This window comes from uncultured Clostridium sp. (assembly GCF_963515715.1).
Lineage (GTDB): Bacteria > Bacillota > Clostridia > Clostridiales > Clostridiaceae > Clostridium_AW.
The window spans coordinates 24,096-48,675 of the sequence record NZ_CAUPZS010000020.1 but is presented as its reverse complement, the minus strand read 5'-3'; the positions used below and the strand labels follow the sequence as shown (position 1 = coordinate 48,675).

General features: G+C 32.4%; 23 protein-coding genes. 21 read left to right on the top strand and 2 right to left on the bottom strand.

What is annotated here, in order from left to right:
- The first annotated feature begins 153 nt into the window (after positions 1–153).
- The 11 genes from RYO54_RS13705 to nadE all read left to right on the top strand — a co-directional run bounded on the left by RYO54_RS13705 (position 154) and on the right by nadE (position 11,140).
- The gene (locus RYO54_RS13705) at positions 154–876 is read left to right on the top strand and encodes an ABC transporter ATP-binding protein (protein ID WP_315119811.1); all 723 of its coding nucleotides are present in this window, start codon (positions 154–156) and stop codon (positions 874–876) included.
- Positions 873–1,613: an ABC transporter permease gene (locus RYO54_RS13700; protein ID WP_315119808.1), complete on the top strand. Its 741-nt coding sequence runs from the start codon at positions 873–875 to the stop codon at positions 1,611–1,613. Before RYO54_RS13705 ends, RYO54_RS13700 begins: the two co-directional genes overlap by 4 nt.
- A gap of 14 nt (positions 1,614–1,627) precedes the next feature.
- Positions 1,628–2,482, top strand: a complete 855-nt coding sequence (locus tag RYO54_RS13695; RefSeq protein WP_315119806.1) for a MerR family transcriptional regulator — start codon at positions 1,628–1,630, stop codon at positions 2,480–2,482.
- 108 nt (positions 2,483–2,590) lie between these two features.
- Positions 2,591–4,066: a protein adenylyltransferase SelO family protein gene (locus RYO54_RS13690; RefSeq protein WP_315119804.1), complete on the top strand. Its 1,476-nt coding sequence runs from the start codon at positions 2,591–2,593 to the stop codon at positions 4,064–4,066.
- Positions 4,067–4,515: 449 nt separating this feature from the next.
- Positions 4,516–5,202, top strand: coding sequence for a hypothetical protein (locus RYO54_RS13685; protein ID WP_315119803.1), 687 nt, complete (start codon positions 4,516–4,518; stop codon positions 5,200–5,202).
- Positions 5,203–5,289: 87 nt separating this feature from the next.
- Positions 5,290–6,345: a hypothetical protein gene (locus tag RYO54_RS13680; protein WP_315119801.1), complete on the top strand. Its 1,056-nt coding sequence runs from the start codon at positions 5,290–5,292 to the stop codon at positions 6,343–6,345.
- Positions 6,346–6,586: 241 nt separating this feature from the next.
- The gene (locus RYO54_RS13675) at positions 6,587–7,477 is read left to right on the top strand and encodes an NrtR DNA-binding winged helix domain-containing protein (RefSeq protein WP_315119800.1); all 891 of its coding nucleotides are present in this window, start codon (positions 6,587–6,589) and stop codon (positions 7,475–7,477) included.
- Positions 7,478–7,495: 18 nt separating this feature from the next.
- The gene (locus RYO54_RS13670; protein ID WP_315119797.1) at positions 7,496–8,293 is read left to right on the top strand and encodes a ribose-phosphate pyrophosphokinase; all 798 of its coding nucleotides are present in this window, start codon (positions 7,496–7,498) and stop codon (positions 8,291–8,293) included.
- Positions 8,294–8,306: 13 nt separating this feature from the next.
- Entirely contained in the window at positions 8,307–8,855 is a 549-nt protein-coding gene (locus RYO54_RS13665; protein WP_315119794.1) for an isochorismatase family cysteine hydrolase, read from the top strand.
- A gap of 2 nt (positions 8,856–8,857) precedes the next feature.
- Positions 8,858–10,327, top strand: a complete 1,470-nt coding sequence (locus RYO54_RS13660; RefSeq protein WP_315119792.1) for a nicotinate phosphoribosyltransferase — start codon at positions 8,858–8,860, stop codon at positions 10,325–10,327.
- Between the two features lie 78 nt (positions 10,328–10,405).
- Positions 10,406–11,140, top strand: coding sequence for an NAD(+) synthase (gene nadE, locus RYO54_RS13655; RefSeq protein WP_315119789.1), 735 nt, complete (start codon positions 10,406–10,408; stop codon positions 11,138–11,140).
- A gap of 40 nt (positions 11,141–11,180) precedes the next feature.
- Here nadE and RYO54_RS13650 read toward each other — a convergent pair whose 3' ends face one another.
- A complete protein-coding gene (locus RYO54_RS13650; RefSeq protein WP_315119787.1) occupies positions 11,181–12,002 on the bottom strand; it encodes a MerR family transcriptional regulator in 822 nt (273 codons plus the stop codon).
- A 250-nt stretch (positions 12,003–12,252) separates the two neighbouring features.
- On the opposite strand from RYO54_RS13650, the gene RYO54_RS13645 reads away from it, so the two are divergent.
- From RYO54_RS13645 to RYO54_RS13615, 7 genes are all read left to right on the top strand, one after another.
- Positions 12,253–12,522, top strand: a complete 270-nt coding sequence (locus RYO54_RS13645; protein WP_315119784.1) for a CD3324 family protein — start codon at positions 12,253–12,255, stop codon at positions 12,520–12,522.
- Between the two features lie 288 nt (positions 12,523–12,810).
- On the top strand, positions 12,811–14,541 hold the full coding sequence (locus RYO54_RS13640; RefSeq protein WP_315119782.1) for an ABC transporter ATP-binding protein: 1,731 nt from the start codon (positions 12,811–12,813) through the stop codon (positions 14,539–14,541).
- On the top strand, positions 14,538–16,319 hold the full coding sequence (locus tag RYO54_RS13635) for an ABC transporter ATP-binding protein (RefSeq protein WP_315119779.1): 1,782 nt from the start codon (positions 14,538–14,540) through the stop codon (positions 16,317–16,319). The genes RYO54_RS13640 and RYO54_RS13635 overlap by 4 nt, the downstream gene beginning before the upstream one ends.
- Positions 16,320–16,585: 266 nt before the next feature.
- The gene (locus RYO54_RS13630) at positions 16,586–18,079 is read left to right on the top strand and encodes an NAD(P)/FAD-dependent oxidoreductase (protein WP_315119775.1); all 1,494 of its coding nucleotides are present in this window, start codon (positions 16,586–16,588) and stop codon (positions 18,077–18,079) included.
- 390 nt (positions 18,080–18,469) lie between these two features.
- Positions 18,470–18,958 (top strand): helix-turn-helix domain-containing protein, encoded by a 489-nt coding sequence (locus RYO54_RS13625; protein WP_315119773.1) that lies wholly within the window; start codon positions 18,470–18,472, stop codon positions 18,956–18,958.
- A gap of 13 nt (positions 18,959–18,971) precedes the next feature.
- The gene (locus RYO54_RS13620) at positions 18,972–19,331 is read left to right on the top strand and encodes a DUF4180 domain-containing protein (protein ID WP_315119772.1); all 360 of its coding nucleotides are present in this window, start codon (positions 18,972–18,974) and stop codon (positions 19,329–19,331) included.
- 83 nt (positions 19,332–19,414) lie between these two features.
- Positions 19,415–20,038: an HAD family hydrolase gene (locus RYO54_RS13615; RefSeq protein WP_315119771.1), complete on the top strand. Its 624-nt coding sequence runs from the start codon at positions 19,415–19,417 to the stop codon at positions 20,036–20,038.
- A gap of 62 nt (positions 20,039–20,100) precedes the next feature.
- Here the strand turns inward: RYO54_RS13615 and RYO54_RS13610 are convergent, their stop codons facing one another.
- Complete coding sequence (locus RYO54_RS13610) at positions 20,101–20,355, bottom strand: AbrB/MazE/SpoVT family DNA-binding domain-containing protein (RefSeq protein WP_315119769.1); 255 nt, start codon at positions 20,353–20,355, stop codon at positions 20,101–20,103.
- Positions 20,356–20,584: 229 nt separating this feature from the next.
- Between RYO54_RS13610 and RYO54_RS13605 the strand changes: the two genes are divergently transcribed.
- From RYO54_RS13605 to RYO54_RS13595, 3 genes are all read left to right on the top strand, one after another.
- Positions 20,585–21,496, top strand: coding sequence for a PhzF family isomerase (locus tag RYO54_RS13605; RefSeq protein WP_315119767.1), 912 nt, complete (start codon positions 20,585–20,587; stop codon positions 21,494–21,496).
- A 286-nt stretch (positions 21,497–21,782) separates the two neighbouring features.
- Entirely contained in the window at positions 21,783–22,550 is a 768-nt protein-coding gene (locus RYO54_RS13600) for an ABC transporter ATP-binding protein (RefSeq protein ID WP_315119765.1), read from the top strand.
- The gene (locus tag RYO54_RS13595) at positions 22,540–24,531 is read left to right on the top strand and encodes an ABC transporter permease (RefSeq protein WP_315119762.1); all 1,992 of its coding nucleotides are present in this window, start codon (positions 22,540–22,542) and stop codon (positions 24,529–24,531) included. The genes RYO54_RS13600 and RYO54_RS13595 overlap by 11 nt, the downstream gene beginning before the upstream one ends.
- Positions 24,532–24,580 lie beyond the last annotated feature (49 nt).

The following is a 24,580-nucleotide window of genomic DNA, read 5'->3' as shown; positions in this document are numbered from 1 at the left end:
TTAAAGACTAAGAAATAAGCCAATGATATGGAAGGTGTCATTGGCTTATTTTAGATTAACTGTTATTTTTTTAAAGCACCATTGACTCTCACCTTACAGGAGGAAGTATTGTTTAGATGTAATCAATATCTTATGTAAGAAGGGAGTAAAGTAATGAAAAATGTTATTGAAGTGGAGCACTTAAAAAAGAGTTACAATAATAAACTGGCAGTAGATAATCTTTCTTTTAGTGTAAAAGAAGGAGAATTCTTTGGGTTGCTTGGTCACAATGGAGCAGGAAAATCCACAACCATTGATTGTATTCTAGGCTTAAAATCCTTTGAGGATGGAAAAGTAAGAATATTAGACATGGAGCCAGTAAAAAATAGAAAAAAACTATTTGAAAGGGTAGGAGTACAATTACAACAATACTCCTACCAAGATAGAATAAAAGTATTGGAATTATGTGAAGAAACTTCAGTGCTTTATAAAGAAGCAGATGATTACCAAAAGCTATTAAAAGAATTTTCATTAGACAAGGTTAAGAATCAATATGTATCCACTTTATCAGGAGGAGAAAGGCAAAAGCTATCCATATTATTAGCGTTATTACCAAGACCAGAGGTTATTTTCTTAGATGAATTAACAACAGGGCTAGATACAGTAGCTAGAAGAGAGGTATGGAAACAACTAAGTGAGTTAAAGGAAAAGGGAGTAACCTTACTATTAACTTCACACTATATGGATGAAGTTGAAGCCTTATGTGATAAAATATGTATTATAAAGAGTGGAAAAGAAGTTATTAGTGGAACCGTAGAAGAAGTTATTTCCGCCAGTCCATATGCCAAGTTAGAGGAAGCTTATTTATGGCATATGGGAGAGGAGGAGATAGTATGAGAAAGTTTTTAACTTTAGTGAAGATAGAGGGAAAGCTAGCATTAAGAGGAATTGATGGAGTATTCTTTGGCATATTCATGCCTATTGGGATTGCAGTGTTAATAGGTATGATTTCTGGAAATAAACCAGCTTATGCTGGAGCGACTCATAGCTATATTCAAGAAAATATTCCCGCTCTTATTACTGTGGGAATATGTGCAACTGCATTTATGGGAATACCACTGGGAATAGCAGATTATAGAGATAAAAAGATATTAAAGAAGTATTTTGTTACCCCTGTTAGTCCTGCAATAATATTATTTGTACAAGTGGTTCTTAATATGATTACAGCAATTGTATCAAGCTTATCAGTGTTGATCGTAATGAAAATATTCTTTGGATACAAAATGAATGGTAATGTTAAGGGGGTTATATGTGCATATTTTTTAGTAATGGCATCTATGTATGGCTTTGGAATGTTAATTGCAAGTTTGTGTAGAAACATAAAACAGGCAAATCTAGTATGTACACTAGTTTATTTTCCAATGCTATTTTTATCTGGTGCAACAATTCCTTTCTCAATACTACCTAAACCATTGCAGTATTTCTCAAATATACTTCCTCTATCACAAGGGATTAAGCTATTAAAAGGATATGCTTTAGGAATAGAAACAAATTTACAGGCGCCACTTTTAGTAATGATTATTTCAACAGTTATTACAGTAATACTTTCTATTAAATTATTTAAGTGGGAGTAAGGGGGACAAAGTTTATGGATAACATGTATAAATGTGAGCATGAGGAAGAAAGAACTCTATATAAGATAGGACTATTTTCACAAATGAACAGGGTAACAATTAAAACTCTTCATCATTATGATGAAATTGGACTTTTAAAGCCTGCTTATATTGATGACTTTACAGGATATAGATATTACTCTTCAGCAGAAATTCCAATGCTTCATGAAATATTATCCCTTCGTCAAATGGGATTATCATTAGAGGAAATAGGAAAGGTTCAAAAGGGAGTATCTGTAGAAGCCTTATTAATTAAAAAGAAAGCAGATCTTTTAAAGAAGATTGCAGAAGAAACAATGAAGCTATCTCAGGTGGAATATTATTTACATCATAAAAATGAAGTTGGAGATTATAATGTTATTTTAAAGGAATTGCCAGAGGTTATTGTGGCATCTATGAGAACTATTATTCCTAGCTATAATAAATTACTCGAAATTATTCCTCCAATGGGAAGAGAAATGGAGAGGCTTGGGTGTGTTTGTGCAGTTCCTGAGTATTGCTTTAATATTTATCATGATGGAGAGTATAAGGAAACTAATGTAGATGTAGAAATATGTGAGGCGGTTACAGAGAAAAAAGAAGATTCTCATATGGTTAAATTTAAAAAGATAGATAAGGTAGAAACTGCAGCTTGCGTATTACATAAGGGTTCATATGACGGATTTCCAAAGGCTTATGGAGCAGTAATGCAATGGATGGAGGAAAATGGTTTTGAATTAATAGATTTTCCACGAGAGTCTTATATTGATGGAATATGGAATAAAGATTCTGTGGAGGAATGGTTAAGTGAAATACAATTCCCAGTGAGAAGGAGAATAATAAATTCTTAGAAGTATAAACTAAAAAGAGTCGAGTTATTACAAAAGTTTATATCTTAAAAATTATAACTTCTATGATTTTCGTTTCATGTAAAAAATAAAAGAAGAAAGGGAGATACAATGAAAGAAGGAAAAGTAACAATAGAAACAGGATTGAACTTGGAAAATAGTTATGCTCACCTTCCAAAAATATTTTTTACTAGACAGAGCCCAAGCCATGTACCATCACCAAAATTGTCTGTACTGAATTATCCCTTAATAGCATCCTTAGGACTAGATGCCAAAGCACTAGAAAGTGCTGATGGAGTAGATATACTTGCAGGAAGCAAGACTCCAGAAGGGTCTACACCTATTGCTCAAGCCTATGCAGGACATCAATTCGGGCATTTTACCATGTTAGGTGATGGGAGAGCTGTTCTTCTTGGGGAACACATCACTCCATTAGATGAGCGATTTGATATTCAGCTTAAGGGTTCAGGTAGAACTTCATATTCACGAGGAGGCGATGGGAAAGCAACGTTAGGTCCAATGCTAAGAGAATACATTATAAGTGAGGCAATAAATGCACTAGGTATTCCTACCACCCGTAGTCTAGCGGTGGTTACAACAGGTGAGTCAATAGTAAGGGAAAGGGAACTACCTGGTGCAATACTAACTCGTGTAGCTTCTAGTCATATACGTGTTGGCACATTTCAATACGTTTCCCAATGGGGTACAGTTAAAGAACTTAAAGCCCTAGCTGATTATACTTTGCAAAGACATTTTCAAGAAGGGGAGGATAAAGAAAACCGCTACCTTTTCTTGCTTCAGGAAGTAATTAAAAACCAGGCTGAGCTTATTGCAAAATGGCAACTGGCTGGCTTTGTTCATGGAGTAATGAACACCGATAACATGACAATTAGTGGAGAAACAATTGATTATGGTCCCTGTGCCTTCATGGATGTCTATGACCCTGGAACTGTATTTAGTTCCATTGATACTTATGGTAGATATGCTTATGGTAATCAACCTAATATTGCTGCCTGGAATCTTGCAAGGTTTGCTGAAACACTGTTACCATTGTTGCATAGCGATGAGGATGAGGCTCTCAAGCTAGCACAGAATGCGATTTCAGATTTTGCTAATTTGTATAAGGATAATTGGCTTTCTGGAATGAGGGCAAAACTTGGAATATTTAAGGAAGAGTCTGAGGATGAATACCTAATTGAGGGTCTTCTAAGTATAATGCAGAAATATGGTGCAGACTATACCAATACCTTCCGTGCATTAACTTTTGATAAGAGGGAGGATACTGCACTGTTTGGTGCAACGGAATTTGATAAGTGGTATGAGCTATGGCAGGAGAGACTAACAAGACAAGAGGAATCAAAAGCCTCCTCAAAGCAGCTTATGCAAAGGAGTAATCCAGCAGTAATACCACGTAACCACAGGGTAGAAGAAGCGCTAGAAGCTGCAGTGACAAAAGGAGATTATAGTGTGATGGAGCGACTTGTAGATGCTCTTTCAAAACCCTATGCTCACTCTAGAGAGCAGGATTATTACGCTACATCGCCTGAACCATCAACTTGTGCGTATCGAACCTATTGTGGAACTTAATATAAAAGTAAGCTAGTAAAATACATTGAGTTTTACTAGCTATTTTTATGTAAAGACATAAATAACGCTTAAGTGTGTTAAAAAAATAACTAACAAACCAGTTCATCTTCAACTAGCTATTTTTTAATATGCCTAATTTGACAATAGTTTGTCAGATTAATTCTGTTGAGGGTTTTCATACAATTAAACACATAAGCAATACCCTTGAAATATTAAAATAGCTTATGAAATCAAGTGTTTAGAAGGAAAGAGCTATTTAAAGCAACAATGAATAAGAGATGGGAAACAAATAAAAAAAGTATAAGAATATCTATAATAGCAGCACATATAAAAAATATGATTATATTAACTATAAACTAAAGTTTGAGATAATTTTAACGATATATATAGTAGATAGAATATTTTTAAAAGAACCATATCACGTTATAACATATAGGAGGTGTTTTATTATGGAAGTAAATTTTCAATATGAAGAAAATAATTATTTCCAAATTGAAACTATATCTGTAATAGGAAAGTTTAATGATTATGATCATAACAAAGGGGTTATGGTTAAAGAGAATAATAAGTGGACATTTAAATGTGATTTACCAACAGGTGAGCATCCCTATAGATTTCTTATTAATGGGGAATTAAGACTTAATGATCCAACTGCAAATATATATTTACCAGATGATAATGAAGAACTTTGGTCTATAATTAAGATTAATGAAAATGGCCAGAGGATGTACAATAATACTCAATATACAACACATATAGAAAATTACAATATAAGTTCTGTAGTAAGTGAGCAAGAAAATATGGTGAATAAAAAAGTTTTTAATGTAGCTTTAGATAAGAAAATAGTAACAAGATTTCAATTCACCAATGTAACAGGATTACACACTGTAACAACAGCATGGTATACACCTGTAGGAGAGTTATTCCAAGTAACTGAGAATAATTTATTTACGCCACCAAATGATGAAGAACCAATAATGTTGTGGTTTTGGATGGATTTAACAGACAATACCCGTGAATATCCCCTTGGAAATTGGACAATGAGATTTTTTATAGATGGTGAATTTATATTAGAAGACCAATTTAAATTATGGAAAAATTCAGCATATTCATCACAAGGAGAAATAAGATATTAGTTTGTGAATGTAGCTTTACAAGATATAAGCACTTAGTAGTGATTATATATTATTTAACAAATAAAAAAGAAAAGGATGTGAAAGGGTATGAAAATAACTAACAATGTTAGTCTAAACGCAAATATTATCAACAATGGCAATGATAATAAGATCAAAGATAGAAAGGTGGAAAATACTAATCCCAGTTCAGATGTACAAATTACTAACATGAAAGCAGCTAAAGATGAATATAAATCGTCAATTGTTAATGCTGTGAAAGACTCTTCAGAGGTTACATCTAAAGAAAGGAAGACAACTAAGAGTTCAATAGGAGGATTTTTTAAATCAGCAGCTAGTAAATTTTATTTTGCAACTAGTGAGGTTTCAAAATTTGTTAAGACAGCAGTTTCTGTAGGTGAAAGTGTTATTAAAACAGTAAAGTCGGTGTCAAATACTGTTGTTGATACAGCTAAGGTTGTAGCAAAAACTATAAAAGACATGTCAGATTCAGTAACTAAAAAAATAACAAATAGTGCATCACAAATAGCTAGTACCTTTAAGCAAGTAACAACTACTGCCGCCGATTTGAAAAAAGCAGCTGAAGATACTAAAAATTCAGCTACATCTCTAATAAATACAATGGTAAAGACAGCGGTCACAGTAGGGAAAGATGTTATAGAAGTAGCAGGAAAAATTAAAGTGTCGGTGGATGGAATTAAAGGTGAGTGGAACAATCCAAATAGCGGCATTATAAGTAAAGTAGTTAAAACTGGTGGAATGATCAAAGTTGGAATAGACTCCATAAAGGAACCAATAAAAGAAATAAGAAATACAATTCCAACAGGATATAATGAAATTAAAAAGAATTATAAAGACATAAAGAATAATATTGAAAATTCACTGTCTTGTATTCAAGAAGTTAAAAAGGCAGTTGTATCAGTTAGTAAGGATGTAATTGATACAGCAAAAACAGTTATAACTGAAGTTAAAGATGCAAGCAAAATTGTAGTTGATAGCATAAGCAATTCTTCAGCTAATATAAAAAACATAGCTAAAAATGGATATAATGAAATCAATGAAACTATACAAAAATCACGTAATGATTATGAAAAAGATAGGAATAATCTAGAAAACAATAGTGGCATGATACCTGTATTAGCTTAAAGGGTTTTATATAAGAATAATTAAGTAATAATAATTAAATAATAATAACGGCAGCGTGTTAAATTGAAATTTAATGCGCTGCTTTTTATCAATTACTTATGATAAAAATATTCCAACCACCGATTTAAGTGTGAGAAAATTTAAAATGTTTATTGACATACAGTAAAATAAGTTATATTATAAATACATAATATCAATTTGATATTATCTAACTGAGATTAAGTTGAGGTGGAAAATAATTTTGGATAAACATTTTATAGATAAGGAAGAAAAATTCTTAAAAAGTTACGATGAGAATGATTATAAAAGACCAAGTGTTACAAATGATATCATAATATTGACAACTGATGAAAAGGAAGAAGATAATCTCCGAAAGGTACCAAAAAGAGGAATGCAGGTTGTTTTGATTAAAAGAAATGACCATCCCTATATAGGTAAATGGGCGCTTCCAGGTGGTTTTGTTGGTGTAGAAGAAAGCTTAGAGGTAAGTGCTAAGGGAAAACTTAAGGAGAAGACAGGAATAGATAATGTTTATATAGAGCAGCTCTATACTTTTGGAGATGTTCATAGAGATAAAAGAACAAGGGTTATTAGTGTAGGAAATATTGCTTTAGTGGAAAAGAGCAGCATAAGGTTAAAAGAAGGGGATCTGCAAAATAAAAGTGAATGGTTTTGGGTAGATAAAACCCTTATTAGTTCTGAAAAGTATGAAGAGTATATAGAAAACAAACATCTTCTATCTCTTAAATCCATTGATGAAACAATAATAATGAATTATGAAGTAATAGAGAAAATCGGAAGAGACATCTTTAGAAGGAAGGAAACATCTTATAGGTTATTAAATAACTCTACAGAGGAATTGGCTTTTGATCATTATAAGATATTAGATTATGGAATAGATAGATTAAGAAATAAAGTAGAGTATACGCCAATTGCCTTTAATCTTTTGCCAAGAGTATTTACTGTAAAGGAACTGCAGAATGTCTATGAAGCAATAATGGGAAGAGAAATTTTAAATTTCAGAAGAAAGATGGGAGAAATGATTATAGAAACTGATGAAAAAATAGAGGGTAAACCCTTTAGGCCAGCTAAGGTATTTAAATTTAATGAAAATTGGGAGCATAATTTTTAAAAATGGGGAGATTATAAAATGATTTATTTTAATAATGAGAGAGTTGATATTAAGAAATTTCCTAATGGTGAATCTCTGATTCATAGTGAAAATTTAAAGTTAAGAAGTGGTGATAATGAGATTAGAGTTTGTTTTGAGAAGGATGAAGATATAACTCATTTAATATTTTTAAAAAGCCATTTAGATGAATTAAGAATAAAATGTAATTTAATACTTCCCTATATGCCGTACAGCAGAATGGATAGGACCGAGGGTATAACTATTTTTACATTAAAGCATTTATGTAAGCTAATTAATAGCTTAAACTTCGAAAGCGTAACTATTTATGAGCCGCATTCAGAGGTATCAACCGCATTGTTAGATAGAGTTAAGGTAGTGAATATGTCTAAAATGTTAGCTGAGAGCCTCTTAAAAGAATTGAATAATGGAAAAGAAGAGGTATATTTAGTTTATCCTGATGCAGGTGCAGCAAAGAGATATGGGAAAGAAATAGACTATGAAAAGATTTTAACTGCAAACAAAGAACGGGACTTTAAAACAGGATTTATTAAGAAATTAGAGATAAATGGGGATACGGAAAGTAAAAGCTTTAAGGCAATTATAGTGGATGATTTATGTTCAAAGGGTGGCACTTTTATGCTTACAGCTTCTAAGCTAAAGGAAATTGGGGCAACGGAAATATATCTGGTAGTTACCCATTGTGAAAATACAGTTTTTCAAGGTGAGCTTCTAACCTGTGATTTAATAACGGGTATATATACAACCAATAGTATTTTAAGTAAAGACCATGAAAAAATTAAGGTGTATAAAATTTAAGGGGGTATTTATTATGACAAAACTATTAGTAATTATTGATTATCAAAAGGACTTTGTAGACGGAACACTAGGATTTGAAAAAGCGGTAACCTTAGAGCAAGGTATATATGATAAGATCAATAAATATTTAAAAAACGGTGACAAGGTATTGTTCACTTACGATACTCATTATGAAGAATATTTACAAACTAGAGAGGGTAAAAACTTACCTGTGGTACATTGTATCAAATGTACTGAGGGTCATAAGCTGTATGGAAAGATAAATGATTTCTCAAACTCAGAGAATACAATGCATTATGAAAAAAAGGGCTTTGGGATATCTCCAGAGGATATGCTTCAAATAGCTAATGAAGTAGGAGAGGACATTAAAGAAATTGAGTTAGTTGGAGTTGTTACTAATATATGCGTAATTAGCAACGTGGTACTGTTTCAGTCCCAATATAGAGAAGCTGACATCATAGTAGACGCAAGCCTTTGTGCCAGTTTTGATGAAACTTTACATGAAAAGGCATTAGATGTAATTGAAGGCTTACAGGGAAAGGTAATTAATAGGGGGAAATGATTATGACAAACCCATTGTTATTAACGGATTTTTATAAAACAATCCATCATATGTGCTATGCACCGGGAATGATTAAATTAGTAAGCTATTGGACTCCGAGGATGTCTCGAAAAGATGATATGGATAAAGTTGTTATGTTTGGGCTACAGCCTTTTATAAAGAAGTATTTAATTCAGTACTTTAATGAAAATTTCTTTCAAAGTGATAAAGAGGCAGTGGTTTCTGAGTATAAAAGAATTATATCTAAAACCATGGGAAATATGGCGGCAGATACAAAGCATATAGAAGCTTTGCATGATTTAGGGTATTTGCCAATACAAATTAAAGCTGTAGCAGAAGGCTTGAGGGTTAATATTAAAACGCCAATGATTGAAATTACTAATACCCATGAGGATTTTGCCTGGCTAGTGAATTATTTAGAAACCTTTATGAGTTGTAATATATGGCAGCCAATGACAAGTGCCACTATTGCATATAGGTACAGAGAAATAATAAAAAAGTATTTTAATCTTACTGTAGAAAATGGTGATATAAAAAAAGCTTGTGGAGATTTTAGCATGAGAGGTTTTAGCTCTGTGGAAAGTGCGGAGCTTAGTGGTGCAGCACACCTGCTTTCATTTGTAGGAACGGCAACAATACCTGCCATCAGCTATTTAGAGGAATATTATAATTGTAATATAGAAGAGGAAATAGTTGGACTAGGAACACCTTCTACAGAACACAGTGTAATGTGCAGTTACGGAGAAGATGAATATAAGGCCTATAAGAGATTGATCACTGAAGTATTTCCAAATGGAGTTTTGAGCATAGTATCTGACACCTATGATTATTGGAATGTTATAACAGATATACTTCCAAGGGTAAAAGAAGATATTATAAATAGAGATGGAAAAATTGTTATTAGAGGGGATAGTGGAGATCCGGTAAAAATAATTTGTGGGGATAAGAATGCACCAAAAGATAGTGAGGAATATAAGGGAACTGTTGAGCTACTATGGGACATATTTGGTGGTGAAATCAATTCAAAAGGATATAAGGTTCTAAATAGTAAAATAGGGACAATTTACGGAGACAGCATAACTGTAGAAAGATGCAAACAAATCTGTGAAGGCTTAGAGGAAAAGGGCTTTGCAGTAAATAACTGTGTATTTGGGATAGGTTCATACACCTACCAATACAATACTAGAGATACTTTTGGATTTGCTTTAAAGGCTACCCATGCAGTAATAGATGGTGAAGAAAAGTTTATCTTCAAGGCTCCAAAAACGGATAAAGATAACTTTAAAAAGTCACAAAAGGGAATGTGTTATGTATATAGAGAAGGACAGGATATTTTATATAAAGATGAATTAACTTTAAAAGAGCAAGCAGAGTGTAAGGGTAATCTGCTAGAAATTGTATTCAAAGATGGTAAGTTGATAAAAGATTATTCATTATCGGAAATAAGAAATAGGCTACACGAAAGGTTTTAATAGCATTCTAACAAGATTTTAAATAATATTATCATAATATAAGAAACTATTTTTCGATTTTCAATGGAGGGGTAAAAAGTGAGAAAAGATTTTAATGAAGAAAGGGAATGTAAAAATATTATAAATTGGATTAGGGAATATTTTAAAGCTCAACCTAATGCTAAGGGAGCTATTATTGGAATTAGCGGTGGAAAGGATAGCTCCGTAGCAGCTAAGTTATTAGTTGAAGCTTTAGGAAAAGAAAGAGTATTTGGAGTATTAATGCCAAATGGTGAGCAGAAGGATATAGATGATAGTTTAAGGGTTGTAGATATTCTTGGAATTAATTATAAAATAGTTAATATAGAAAAAGCCTATAATGGATTATTGGAAGCTATTCAAGAGGAAAGTTTATCTATTGATGCTAAAGTCAATATTCCTCCGAGACTCCGAATGACTACTCTGTATGGAATTGCAGCTAACATGCACTATAGGGTATGTGGTACTGGAAATAAGTCAGAGGGCTTTGTAGGATATACAACAAAATGGGGTGATAATGCTTTTGACTTTAATCCTATAGGAGACCTAACTACTGAAGAGGTGGTAGCAATAGGAGATGTTTTAGGATTACCTTATGAATTGGTTCATAAAACCCCAAATGATGGGCTGAGCGGAAAATCTGATGAGGAAAAATTAGGCTTTACCTATCGACAAGTTAATGAGTATATAGAAAATGGAAGCTGTGGAGATAAAAAAATAGATGAGAAAATCAAGTTGAAGCATAAGTATAATGAACATAAGAGGAATTTGCCACCAAAGTATGAGCGAGCATAAGATAAGAATGACTCAACATATGGCAGATGCCTGCACTATGTTAAGTCATTTCATCTTCTAAAGTCTCTATCATCAGCTTGGTAATATAATGCTTCTCTTCTTTTTGGGCAATATCAGAAATTAGATACTCCTCAAAAGAGTAATCCCCCAAAATAATTCCATTATCATCGGCATAATTCAGCATTTTTTCATAAGCAATGTATAAGTCATAGTATGCTCCTTCAAAGTATGTACACAGATAGGTTCCTGGCTTGCGGATTACTGTTTTTCCAGGTAGAAAGGATTTAGCATTAATATATAAATGAGAAAGGTTTGTGAAATTATTCTTACGCAGATTGTTCACCGACATGATGCCGCCCACAGATTCTTGAACAGTAATTCCTAGCCCTTGGCAGAATTTAATATATTCCTGCATAAAGTTGGCGAAACTTTTATTAGGGGAATTTTCCATATTATCAGATGGAAGAATAATTTGTGGGGGTAGGGTTTCTAGGTAGATTTTATCGTGGCTGTTTATGCCTTCTGTAGTCATAGCTTTCATATTTTGAATATTTCGTTGTATATCCTGAAAATATTTTATCTTTTCATCTACTTGTTTACTTTTTTCTTCTAGCAAATCTAAGAACATGGAGGGATTGCGCTGTTCGAGATAGATTTTTATGTCCTTTAAAGACATTCCCAGTTTTTTTAGGTTGGTGATAACAGAGAAGGTAAAATACTGATGGTAAGAGTAATAACGGTAACCATTTTTCTTGATGATTTCCGGTTTGAACAAACCTATGTCATCGTAGTGAAATAGAACATGTTTTTCCACATTGCACATTTTAGCAAATTCCCCAGTAGTAAAAAATTTTTCCTTCATTTTTAAAATCTCCTCTTGACTATAAGGTAACATTATAGTTTATCATATTATATATTCACGGGGAAAGCAAGTATTGATTTTAGTGCTTTTTCTTATGCATTCAATTTGATCTTTAATCTTAATGATTGCTCTTGGAGGAACTTGAAAGCCTTGTTCTTCTAATATAACTACAATTTTAAAATATGCTTTAATTGTTTAAGTGTTCTTTGCTTCATTATTTACAGATTAAAAGTAGATAGGAGCAAGGATTATGAAATATGAAAAGGCACAAAATATATTGCCAGAAGATGTAATTGAATTAATTCAAGAGTATATAGAGGGTGGGTATTTATATATACCTGTAAAATGTGAGAATAAGAAAGCTTGGGGAGAGAATAGTGGTGCAAAAGATAGTTTGAAGGAAAGAAATAGAGAGATTTTTGATTTATACAATCAAGGAATATCTATTAAAGAACTTGCTAGGCAGTACTACCTTACTGAGCATAGTATTAGAAGAGTAATTAGAGAAAAAAACAAATAATATAAATACAAATCGGTATTTTAATATTATTAATATAGATAATTGAATACCGATTTTTTTATTTGCAATTTTAGAATTAAATATGAACGACTTTGATACATAATCATCTATGAACTTGAGAAGCGAGACAAGCTAATGATATGATGTGACTAGAAGGATCAATCTTAGATAGGTGAATTTTAAATTTTCTCTTGACTATAAGGTAACATTATAGTTTATCATATTATATATTCACGGGGAAAGCAAGTATTGATTTTAGAAAAGATCACTAACAAGAGAGGGTTGAATATGAAGTTAATTTTACAGTATTTAAAAAACTACAAGCTATATGTATTCTTCAATATCCTAGGGGTACTTGGATTTGCTACAGCAGAGCTTGGGATTCCTACAATTGTCTCAAATATGATAGACCGAGGCATTGTATTGAACGATAGAGCTTATATTTATAAATTAGGTGTTCTCATTCTGACGGTAGCCGTTATAGGTGGTATTGGGAACATTGTGCTGACCTATTGCAGTTCCAAGGTGAGTACGTCAATTACAAGAGATATAAGAAATGATATTTTCAAAAAAGCACAGGAATTTTCTCATACAGAATACAATAAATTCGGTGTATCCAGTATGATTACTAGAACAACCAATGACGCTTTTATCCTTATGCAATTTATCAATGTTCTACTTAGAATGGTGCTTATAACACCGGTGATGATTTTAATCAGCATGTTTATGGTAATAAAGACAAGCACCACATTGTCTATGGTAATCGGAGGTTGTATTCCTATTATCTGCTTTGGAGTATATCTCATTGCTAGGACAAGTAACCCAATCAGCACTAAGCAACAGAAGGGAATGGACCTGTTAAATCGTATTACTAGGGAGAATTTAACTGGAGTTAGAGTTATACGTGCATTCCGAAAAGATCGCTATGAAACTCAGCGATTTTCTGAAGCTAATGAAGATTACGCATCTAATGCGAAAAAGTTATTTAAGCTGATGTCTGTTACGCAGCCAGCTTTTTTTATGTTATTAAATATAGGAATTGTCATTGTATTTATCTTATCTAGCCGCATGATTGATGCAGGCACACTACAGGTAGGAAAATTAGTAGCATTCCAAGAATATATGTTCCATGCCATGTTTTCTATGATGCTGTTTTCTATGGCATTCGTTATGTATCCCCGTGCAGAAATCAGTGCCAAACGTATCCAGGAGCTGCTGGAAGAAGAACCGCTTGTTCAAAATCCGGAAAATGCAGCAACTCATGGAGATGAAAGCGGAACCTTAGAATTTGAACATGTAACTTTTAAGTATCCCGATGGTGAAGTACCTGTGTTACATGACATAAGTTTTCAGGCAAAAAAAGACGACACCATTGCTTTTATTGGAAGTACCGGTAGCGGTAAAAGTACATTAATAAATTTGATTCCTAGATTCTATGATATAAGCGAAGGCAGTATCAAAGTAGATGGAGTGGATATTAGGAAATACGATTTAATGTCATTGCGTCAAAAAATCGGTTTTATTCCCCAAAAAGCTCTATTGTTTTCTGGCAGTATCAATGAAAACATACGCTATGGTAAACATGATGCTGTACAATCTGAAATAGAGCACAGTGCTAAAGTTGCCCAGGCTTATGATTTTATCGCAGATAAGCCAGATCAGTTTGAGGAAATGATAGAAGAAGGAGGAAGTAACGTATCTGGTGGACAAAAACAGAGGCTGAGCATTGCAAGGGCTGTTGTAAGAAAGCCAGACATCTATATATTTGACGATTCCTTTTCCGCATTGGATTTTAAAACAGATGCCAAACTGAGAAAGAGATTAAAAAGTGAGACTACAGGTGCTATTACCCTGATTGTGGCCCAGAGGGTATCCTCCATTATGGATGCTACGAAGATTATTGTACTAAACGAAGGAAAAGTGGTTGGTATGGGAACTCATGAGCAGCTACTAAAAGACTGCGAAATTTACTATGAGATAGCGGCTAGCCAGATGTCAAAGGAGGAATTGGAACGATGAAGAAGAAAAACACTGGTATTAAACGTTTGGTTCCCTATTTGAAGAAATATAATATAAAAATTATCTTAGCAATATTATTAATTATTGTAGCTTCCTGCTTGATTGCATTAAGCCCAACTTTAGAAGGGATGATTACCACTCAGTTATTTTCCGATGTTATGGGAGGACGAGGGGTGGATTTTGCAAAAATCAATAAAATTATCTCAACTCTAATCTGTGTCTATGTGGCAGGGGCTTTAAGCAACTCTGCTTATCAGTTCTTATTGACCGATGCAATCCAAAGCGCTATGGTGGATTTGAGAAATGACGTGCAAGGCAAAATCAGAAGACTTCCTATTTCATATTTTGATAGAAATGCACTGGGAGATATTTTGAGCCGTGTATCCAATGATATGGAGACTATTTCCAATGCTCTTCAGCAAAGCTTTGCCCAGATTTTAAATGCTATCTTAGGATTGAGCCTTGCGGTATATATGATGTTTAAGATTCAATGGGTAATGGCTCTGTCTGCGGTGGCAATTATAGGAGTTTCCGCTATCATATCCAAGGTGATCGTTAAAAAATCTCAACCAATATTCCAAAAGCAGCAGAATGCTCTGGGACATTTAAACGGCGTTGTTCAAGAGAAATTTACTGGCTTTAATGAAATTAAATTATTCGGAAAACAGGAAGATACATTGGAAGAACTTATGAATGCCAATGAAGAACTGTGTGAAAGTGGTTTTAAAGCTCAGTTCATCAGCGGATTAATGTCCCCACTTGTAACCTTTGTAACTTATATTGGAATTGGTTGCGTAACCATTGCAGGCACATTTTATGCCATTGCGGGAACCATTACTGTAGGACAGCTCCAGGCATTTATCCGTTATATTTGGCAGGTAAACCAGCCTATGTCCCAGATAACTCAGCTATCCGGAGCAATTCAGTCCTCTGTAGCGGCAATTCACAGAGTTTTTGAATTCTTAGATGAAGAGGAAGAAGTGGAAGGATTAGAAGAAATAGAAGAAGTAGAGATGATAAAATCACATAAAGAAGTGCAGGGAAATGTGTCCTTTGAGGATGTGGCATTCTCTTATACAAAGGAGAAACCTTTGCTTCATGATCTAAATGTGGAAGTAAAAAGTGGTCAGATGGTTGCAATAGTAGGTCCTACCGGTGTAGGAAAAACTACATTAATCAATCTACTGATGAGATTTTATGATGTTACCGGTGGATCCATTAAGATAGATGGTGTGGATATTCGCCATATGAAACGTGATGACCTTAGAGCAAAATTCGGAATGGTTCTTCAAGACACTTGGCTCTTTAATGGCAGTATTAAAGAAAATATAGCCTATGGAAAAGAAGGCGCCAGCGAAGAAGAGATCATCCGTGCTGCAAAGGTGGCAAATGTCCACCACTTCATTACCACCCTGCCTGAAGGCTACAACATGATACTGAATGAAGAGGCCAGCAACATCTCCCAAGGAGAAAAACAGCTTTTAACTATAGCACGTTCCGTTCTTTGTGATCCACCTATCATGATTTTGGATGAAGCCACCAGCTCCGTGGACACAAGGCTGGAACAAAAGCTTCAGGATGCCATGAGAAACATTATGAAGGGCAGAACTTCCTTTGTAATCGCCCACAGATTGTCTACAATTAAAAATGCAGACTTAATCCTGGTAATGAGCAATGGAAATATCGTGGAGCAGGGAACTCACGATGAACTACTAGAGAAGAAGGGATATTACGAACAGCTTTACCATGCGCAATTTGAAGATATGGACATAGCTTGATAATATTTTCTTTGTATTCAATTAAGCTAAATACAAAGGCAACAACGTCAATATATTAAGTCTATAAATATATATGATAAAAGTACAATAGCTCTTGCTTGTATAGAGAATACAGGTAAGAGCTATTTTTATGCCTTTATCCTTTACATTATTTATGGAAAATTATATTGACAGAGATGGAGTAGAATTGTATTATAAGTATAACAAGTTATACAAATATTAAATTATAATAAAAAGTAATACTAGAATGAGAGGGATATATGTCAATGAAAAAAGTAGTAATTGTAGGTGGGGGTATCAGTGGTCTTACAGCAGGTGTGTATGCACAGAAGGCAGGCTTTGAATCTGAAATATATGAAAAACACAGCATTGTAGGCGGTGAGTGTACCGGATGGGATAGAGAAGGATATCATATTGATAACTGTATTCATTGGCTTATGGGTACCACAGAAGGTACGGAACTTAATAAAATTTGGAAGACGGTAGGTGCTATTGGTGATGGAGTAGAGGTTATTACTTCGGATAGAATGTATACATCTGAGTTAAATGGAGAGAGCATTACCCTTTGGAAAGATTTAGAACGCACTGAGGAAGAGCTGATTGCGTTATCGCCTGAGGATGAAGAGGAAATAAAACATCTTATGAAATTTGTAAAAATGTCAAAGAAGGTAGAAATCCCAGCAGGGAAGCCACCTGAACTGATGAATCCTATTGATATGATTAAAATGGGAGTGACCATGAAGGAAAGCATGGCTGTTTTTAAAGCCTATGCTGGCATGGATAGTACAGATTTGATAAATCGATTTAAGCATCCACTAATAAGATGTATGGTTACTGATTTTGTTACAAAGGAATCTTTGGCAAGTTCATTTCCTATGGCTTATGGTAATTTTATAAGTGGAGATGGTGGCATACCAAGGGGTGGTTCAAGGAACATGGCATTTCGTATGGAAGAAAAATATAAAAGTTTAGGTGGTAAAGTATTTACCAATGCTAGCGTAGAAAAAGTGATATTAGACAATGGAAAAGCCACAGGAATTCAGTTAGCGGATGGGACAGAGATTCATGGGGATTATATTATATGTGCTTGTGATACAGATTATACCTTTGGACATTTATTGGACAAATCCTATATGGAGCCATTAATGAAAGAAATGTATGAAAATAGGAAAGCATATCCTGTCTATGGAATGTTTCAGGTTGCATTTGCAGTTGATAGTGACGTAGATGTAGTTGGATCAGAGAAAATCATTGACTTTAGTGATTCACAATTTGCCCCATGGGTAAATGACAGACTTACCATTAAATCCTTTGCCTATGAGCCTAGCTTTGCACCTGATGGCAAGCAAATTGTTCAGACCTTGTTAGGTCTTACAGAGGAATCCTATGATTACTGGGTAGAACTTTATAAGGATAAGTCCAAATATCGCGCTAAAAAAGAAGAATTTGCAAATATAGTTTTAAAAAAGGTGGAAGAAAGATTTCCAGAATATAAAGGGAAGCTAAGAATTTTGGATATTTGGACACCTATGACATATAAGCGTTATTGCAATGCATATAAGGGTTATAATCAAGCATTTATGATTACAAAGCATAGTGCCAAGATTCCCTATCCATCTGCGTATATTAAAGGGCTTGACAATGTAATCTTAGCAGGTCAATGGATAAGCCCACCTGGCGGACTTCCAGGTGCAGCAATTACCGGGAAATATGCAATTCAAAGAATTCTTAATAAAGAGAAGCGAAGTATTAAAATATAGAAAAGATGAAATTGAAGAATGTCTCTTTTTCACTGAAATAGAGCTACGACAATAAAATCCTCGGGAGTAATATCGAGGGTTTTGTTTTTGTTTAAATAGTGGATAAGTTCTTCCCCTAAAGGATAAGGATTTCTAAGAAGCAAAGCTTCTAAGAACTCTCTTAATAAGCTTCAGTTGGAGTAAGTATTCCTTTTAAGCAAACTTCATCTGAAGCTAAGAATCACTTGATAAATAAATGGACATTTTATAATATGTAAACAAAATGAAAAAAGTTAAATAAAGTGCAACAAATTATAGTAAAGTTAAATAAAATACAACAAAACACTTGACGGATGCAAAAGGAATTATTATAATTTGATTATAAACTAATTTTGAAAGGATAGATTTTTTATGGAGAATCAATTTTATACAATAGATAAAATCGCAGAAATGTTAGGTATGCATCACAAAACTATAAGAAAGTTTATAACAGAAGGTAAGCTTGGAGCAAGCAAAGTTGGAAAGCAATGGAGAATTTCCGGTCATGATTTAAGTGTCTTTATGGAAAAAAATAATGTTAATATTAATGATAAAAAAACCAGTCAAGGGTCAAGTATTGATTTTTCTACTAATGGAGAAGAAGGTGATACTGTACAGAAAAAGATAAATGTATCAACCGTTGTAGACATCAGCGATATAGATAAAGATGAGTATATGAGGGTATCAAACACTCTTATAGCTATGATGAACTGCAAAGACCCTAAAATGGGAAAGTCTACAATTAATATGAAATATGATGATAAAGAAAACAGATTAAAAGTAATATTGTGGGGAAGTACGAAATTTACTGAAGGTATGCTCAGTACAATTTCACTCATAGTATACCAAAAGGATTTATAAGGGGACAAAAATAATGAATTATAAAGTAATAAAAAAATACAATAAAAAATATATTGAATGTATTTCTTTGGAAAAACAAATTTCTTCAGAGCAAGATATATTAGATATTATTTCTATATGTATGGAGAATGATGTGAATATAACAATATTCTACGACAACGCATTTTCAGAAGGTTTCTTTAATCTTAGAACCGGGCTGGCAGGAATAATGTTGCAAAAGTTTATAAACTATAATATAAAACTTGGAATTGTTTTAGATGAAGAAAAAGTTAAGGGTAGATTTAAAGAAATGGTCATTGAATCTAATAATGGAAATCAATTCAGGACATTTAAAAGTATTGAAGAGGCTGAATTTTGGATTTCAGAATTATGATATAATTATAAATATTATAGTAATAAGTTATTGAAGTTAGTTGTTATGATTTTGTTAGATATTGTGAAATAAATGGAGGAATTATGAAAATAGATAGTATTATTTTTGACTTGGATGGGACCTTGTGGGATTCCACAAGCAGTGTTGTAGATTCTTGGAATAAAACATTAGATAAATATGATGAAGTAAAAAATAGATTAACAGTTGATGATATGAAGGGAGTTATGGGATTAGTAATAAGTGATATTGCAAAAATTTTCTTTCCATACTTAGAAGATGCTAAGAGATTTGAAATAATGAAAGATTGTTGTGAGAGTGAATGCGAACATCTAGAAAAGCACGGAGCCATCTTATATGATAAATTAGAAGAAACTTTAGAGGGATTATCAAAAAAGTATAATCTGTTTATTGTTAGTAACTGTCAATGTGGATATATAGAATCATTCTTTAAATCACATAGATTAAATAAATATTTTATAGACTATGAAAACGCAGGTAGAACAGGATTAACTAAAGGTGAAAATATAAAATTAATAATAGAAAGAAACAATTTAAACAATTCAGTATATGTTGGAGATACTGAGGGGGACTTAAAGGCAGCGAGATTTGCTGGTATACCTTTTATTTACGCAAGATATGGTTTTGGACAGATTAAAGAGTATGATTATGTTATTGATAGTTTTGATGAACTTTTGAAATTGATATAAAAGTTAAATTCATATTGTGTGGAAGAGTAGAGCCTAGATATAGGCTCATTTTTTTATCCACATTAATCTTCAGCCTCCACAGGATTTTCTTTTGCACGAAATACTTCATTGGCAAAATGTTCAAAGGCCTCAAAGCTTTGAATGGCTATTCCACGGTCCACATCTGCAAGTAAAAGTAATGTATCACCGGGTTTGATTCCAAATAAGTCTCGTGCTTCCTTTGGAATTACAATCTGACCCTTTGCTCCAACTTTTACTGAGCTCATGTACTTACCTTCATGTTTATTATCAGATGCTTTATTGTTACCATCGTCCATGTTGTTATCTCTCCTTTTTCTTAATCTTGAGTTATACAATAGAGTAAATATCATACTTTTGATACTTATCATACTGCAAAGAAGTAAAAGGGTCAATAGTGAAATGTCTACTTGTATGTGTATTCCAAGAAAACTATAATTAATTATATAATGCCTGGATATCAATTACCAAAAACTAAGAGAATGGATTCTAATCTATAGATTCATAATATATTTAGGGGGAAAAAGCATGGCGAGGAAATATAATTTATATCAAATTGATTCATTTACAAATGAAAAATTCACGGGAAACCCAGCAGGAGTGATAACCAATGCAGACGGACTGACCGAGGGTGAAATGCAAAAAATAGCTAGGGAACTTAATAATTCTGAGACAGCATTTATCTTCTCTTCAAATAACAAGGAGTATGATGCTTATGTAAGATTCTTTACTCCAACAAATGAAGTACCCATCTGTGGACATGCTACTATTGCAGCCCATTATGCTCGTGCAGTTGAAAATGGACTAGATACTTCAAAGGTTTATCATAAAACAGGTGCTGGAATTTTACCTGTGGATATAATAAAGGAAAATGAGGATTACAAAGTTGTTATGACTCAGGGTAAAGTTGAGTTTGGTGCAACTATTGATGGAGAAAATAAAAAAGAACTTTTGGCGGCTCTTAATATAAAAAATGATGACTTACTGGAAAACTATGAAATTCAGATCGTTTCAACAGGTCACTCTAAAGTTATGGTTGGTATAAAAAGCATTGAAGCTTTAAATACATTAGAGCCAGACTATGATGCACTTTCTATATTGAGTAAGATTATTAAATGTAATGGATATTATGTTTTTGTGGTTAATTCACAGGATAGCGAAATTTTAATACATGGTAGAATGTTTGCTCCTGCAATAGGTATTAATGAGGACCCTGTTACTGGTAACGCAAATGGTCCTTTGGGTGCATATCTTGTTCATCATAATCTTGTTAAGCACAATAATTCTTTGTTTAAATTTAAGGCTAAGCAAGGTGAAGCTATAAAACGACCAGGTATTATTGAAGTTGAGGTGAAAATAGAAGATAAAGAACCTATTGAAGTTAAGGTTTCTGGAAATGCTGTGATAATATTTAAATCTGAATTATCATTAAATGATTAAAGAAAGATCTTAAGTTATACTCCTTACGGTGAGCAAATGGATGAAGAAAAAAAGAAATATTAATACAGAATGATAAATAGTGCAAGAGGTTCTTGCACTATTTAATTTTAAAAAAATATAATAGAAACTTAAAATTGAAATAATCAAATTTATCATTAACATAACAAAAATGTAATGTTAATGATATATAGTTCAATTGCTGATATAAATACAATCGTATAAAATAAGTTATATGAAGTTAAATTAACAATATTAGCTAATGTAAAGAAAAAATGGAGATTTGTAAATGGAAAATATATTAAGCGTAGAAAAAATTGAAAAGTATTATGGTAGCAAAGGTAATGTAACAAAGGCTATAGATAATATCAGTTTTAAGGTAGATGAGGGGGAGTTTGTTGGGATAATGGGGCCTTCAGGAAGTGGTAAAACTACATTACTTAACTGTATATCAACTATTGATAATGTTACTACAGGAAAAATAATAATAAATAATAGTGATATTACTAGGTTAAAATCAAAAGATTTAGATAAGTTTAGACAAAATGAGTTAGGTTTTATATTTCAAGACTTTAACTTATTAGATACTCTCACAGCGTATGAGAATATTGCTTTAGCATTAACAATAAAAGGAGAGAAAAGTTCAGAAATAGATGGCAAAATAAAATCAGTAGCAAAACATTTAGAAATAGGACAGGTGTTAGATAAATATCCTTATCAAATGTCAGGTGGACAAAAGCAAAGAGTTGCTTCAGCAAGAGCAATAGTAACCGATCCATCCTTAATACTTGCGGATGAACCAACAGGGGCATTAGATTCTAAATCAGCTAGACTATTACTTGAAAGATTTGAAAGCTTAAATAAAGAACTAAAGGCCACTATACTAATGGTTACTCATGATGCCTTTACAGCAAGCTATGCTCATAGAATTCTTTTTATCAAAGATGGAAAAATCTTTAGTGAGTTAGTAAGAGGTAATGATACTAGAAAAGAATTCTTTAATAGAATTATAGAAGTTATAACCCTCCTTGGAGGTGATGATAACAATGTATTCTAAGGTAGCCTTGGGCAATATAAAAAAGAGTTATAAGGATTATACTATATACTTCTTAACACTAATATTAGCTGTTTGTATATTTTATAGCTTTAACTCAATAGATTCACAAAAGGCACTTAGTGATATGAAATCTTTAAATGCAGATTACATATCTAGATTAACTGAAATTATATCTGGTGTGTCAGTATTTGTATCAATAATATTAGGTGGTTTAATATTATACGCAAATAATTTTTTAATAAAGAAACGTAAAAAAGAATTAGGAATATATATGACTTTAGGTATGGGAAAAAGAAAAGTATCTAGAATCTTAGTAACAGAGACCTTTATAGTGGGAGCTATATCTTTAATTGCTGGTATTATATTAGGAATGGGAGCATCGCAGGTTGTATCTGTTTTTACGTTAAAATTGCTTGAGGTTGGAATAAATGAATATAGATTTGCTATTTCAACAAGTGCTATAGGCAAGACTATATTATACTTTGGAATAATGTTTTTACTTGTCATGATGTTTAATGTATTTGTTATTTCTAAGTACGAAATAATTGATTTACTAACAGCGGGTAGAAAAAATGAAGATATAAAATTTAAAAACTCATTTATATATTTATTATCATTTGTTCTATGTGTAGCATCACTTGGATTTGTATATAAATCTATACTAAAGATAGGTTTGGATTTAAGAGATCCTATGTTTAAGTCATTAATAGTCCTTGTAATAGTAGGTACAGTATTATTTTTCTTTAGTTTATCTGGAGCCATACTATATATAGTAAATAAAAATAAGAATGTATATTTAAAAGGATTAAATATATTTGTAGCAAAACAAATAAATAGTAAAGTTAATACAAATTTTATATCAATGTCAGTAATATGTTTAATGCTATTTATTACAATACTTGTATTATCTACAGGAATAAGTCTTAAGAAAGATTTTGAAGCAGGACTTGAAAAAGAAGCACCTTTTGATGCTAGTATAACAGTTTACAATAATAGTAAAAAAGACAATTTAGAAGATGTATTAAATAAGATTGATTTTAAAAGGAGTAAAAATGAAAAATATGCAGATTACAATGAATATTTTTCAGGAGTAAAAGTAGGTAGTTTATTACCAATTACGGATGAAGATTATAAAGATGATGAGGTATCCTTTGTTAAAATATCTGATTATAATAAAATGTTGAGACTAAGGGAGAAAAAAGAAGTAAGTTTAAATGAGGATGAGGTTTTATTTATGTCCAACTATAATGTGTTGGCTAAGCAAGTTAGTGAAAAGCTAAAAAGCAGTAAGAAAGTTAATATTAAAGGAAAAGAGTATTTAGTGAAAAATGATAAAATAATAGAGGAGAATCTTGCAACTTACCTGCTACCGAATAACTTTTTAACCATAGTTATAAATGATGAATTTTTATGTGATTATAATGAAATTAGTAGCTCCGCACTTAATATAATGTATTCAGATAAAAATAGAGAAGAAAATAATAAAAAATATAGGGAAATAAACGAGAACTTTTTAAATGGTAAGTATAAAAGCTTAAATGTTCCAGTTATAATTTCTTATTCCAAGGATGATATTTATTCTAATAGTAAGAGAGCGACAACATCGGTATTATTTGTCGGAATATATTTAGGACTAGTATTTTTAATAACCAGCATGGCTGTATTAGCTCTTCAACAGTTATCAGAAGCCAGTGATAGTATAGAAAGATATAAAGCTTTAAAGAGAATTGGTGCAAACAAAAAAATCATAGACAAAACAATCTTCATTCAAGTATTGATACATTTTAGCCTTCCAGTGACCCTTGCATTAATCCATTCAATTATTGGTGTTGCAGTAGTTAATAAAGAAATAAGTAAGTTTAATCAAATAGATATTAGATTTTCAGCTTCAGTAACAGCTTTATTATTTATTGTAGTTTATGCAGTATATTTTTATATAACATATACAGGATATAAAAATATAGTAAAAAATAATATTTAATCCTATACATTATATATAAAACATGGAGATATTAAATAAGTCATATGAA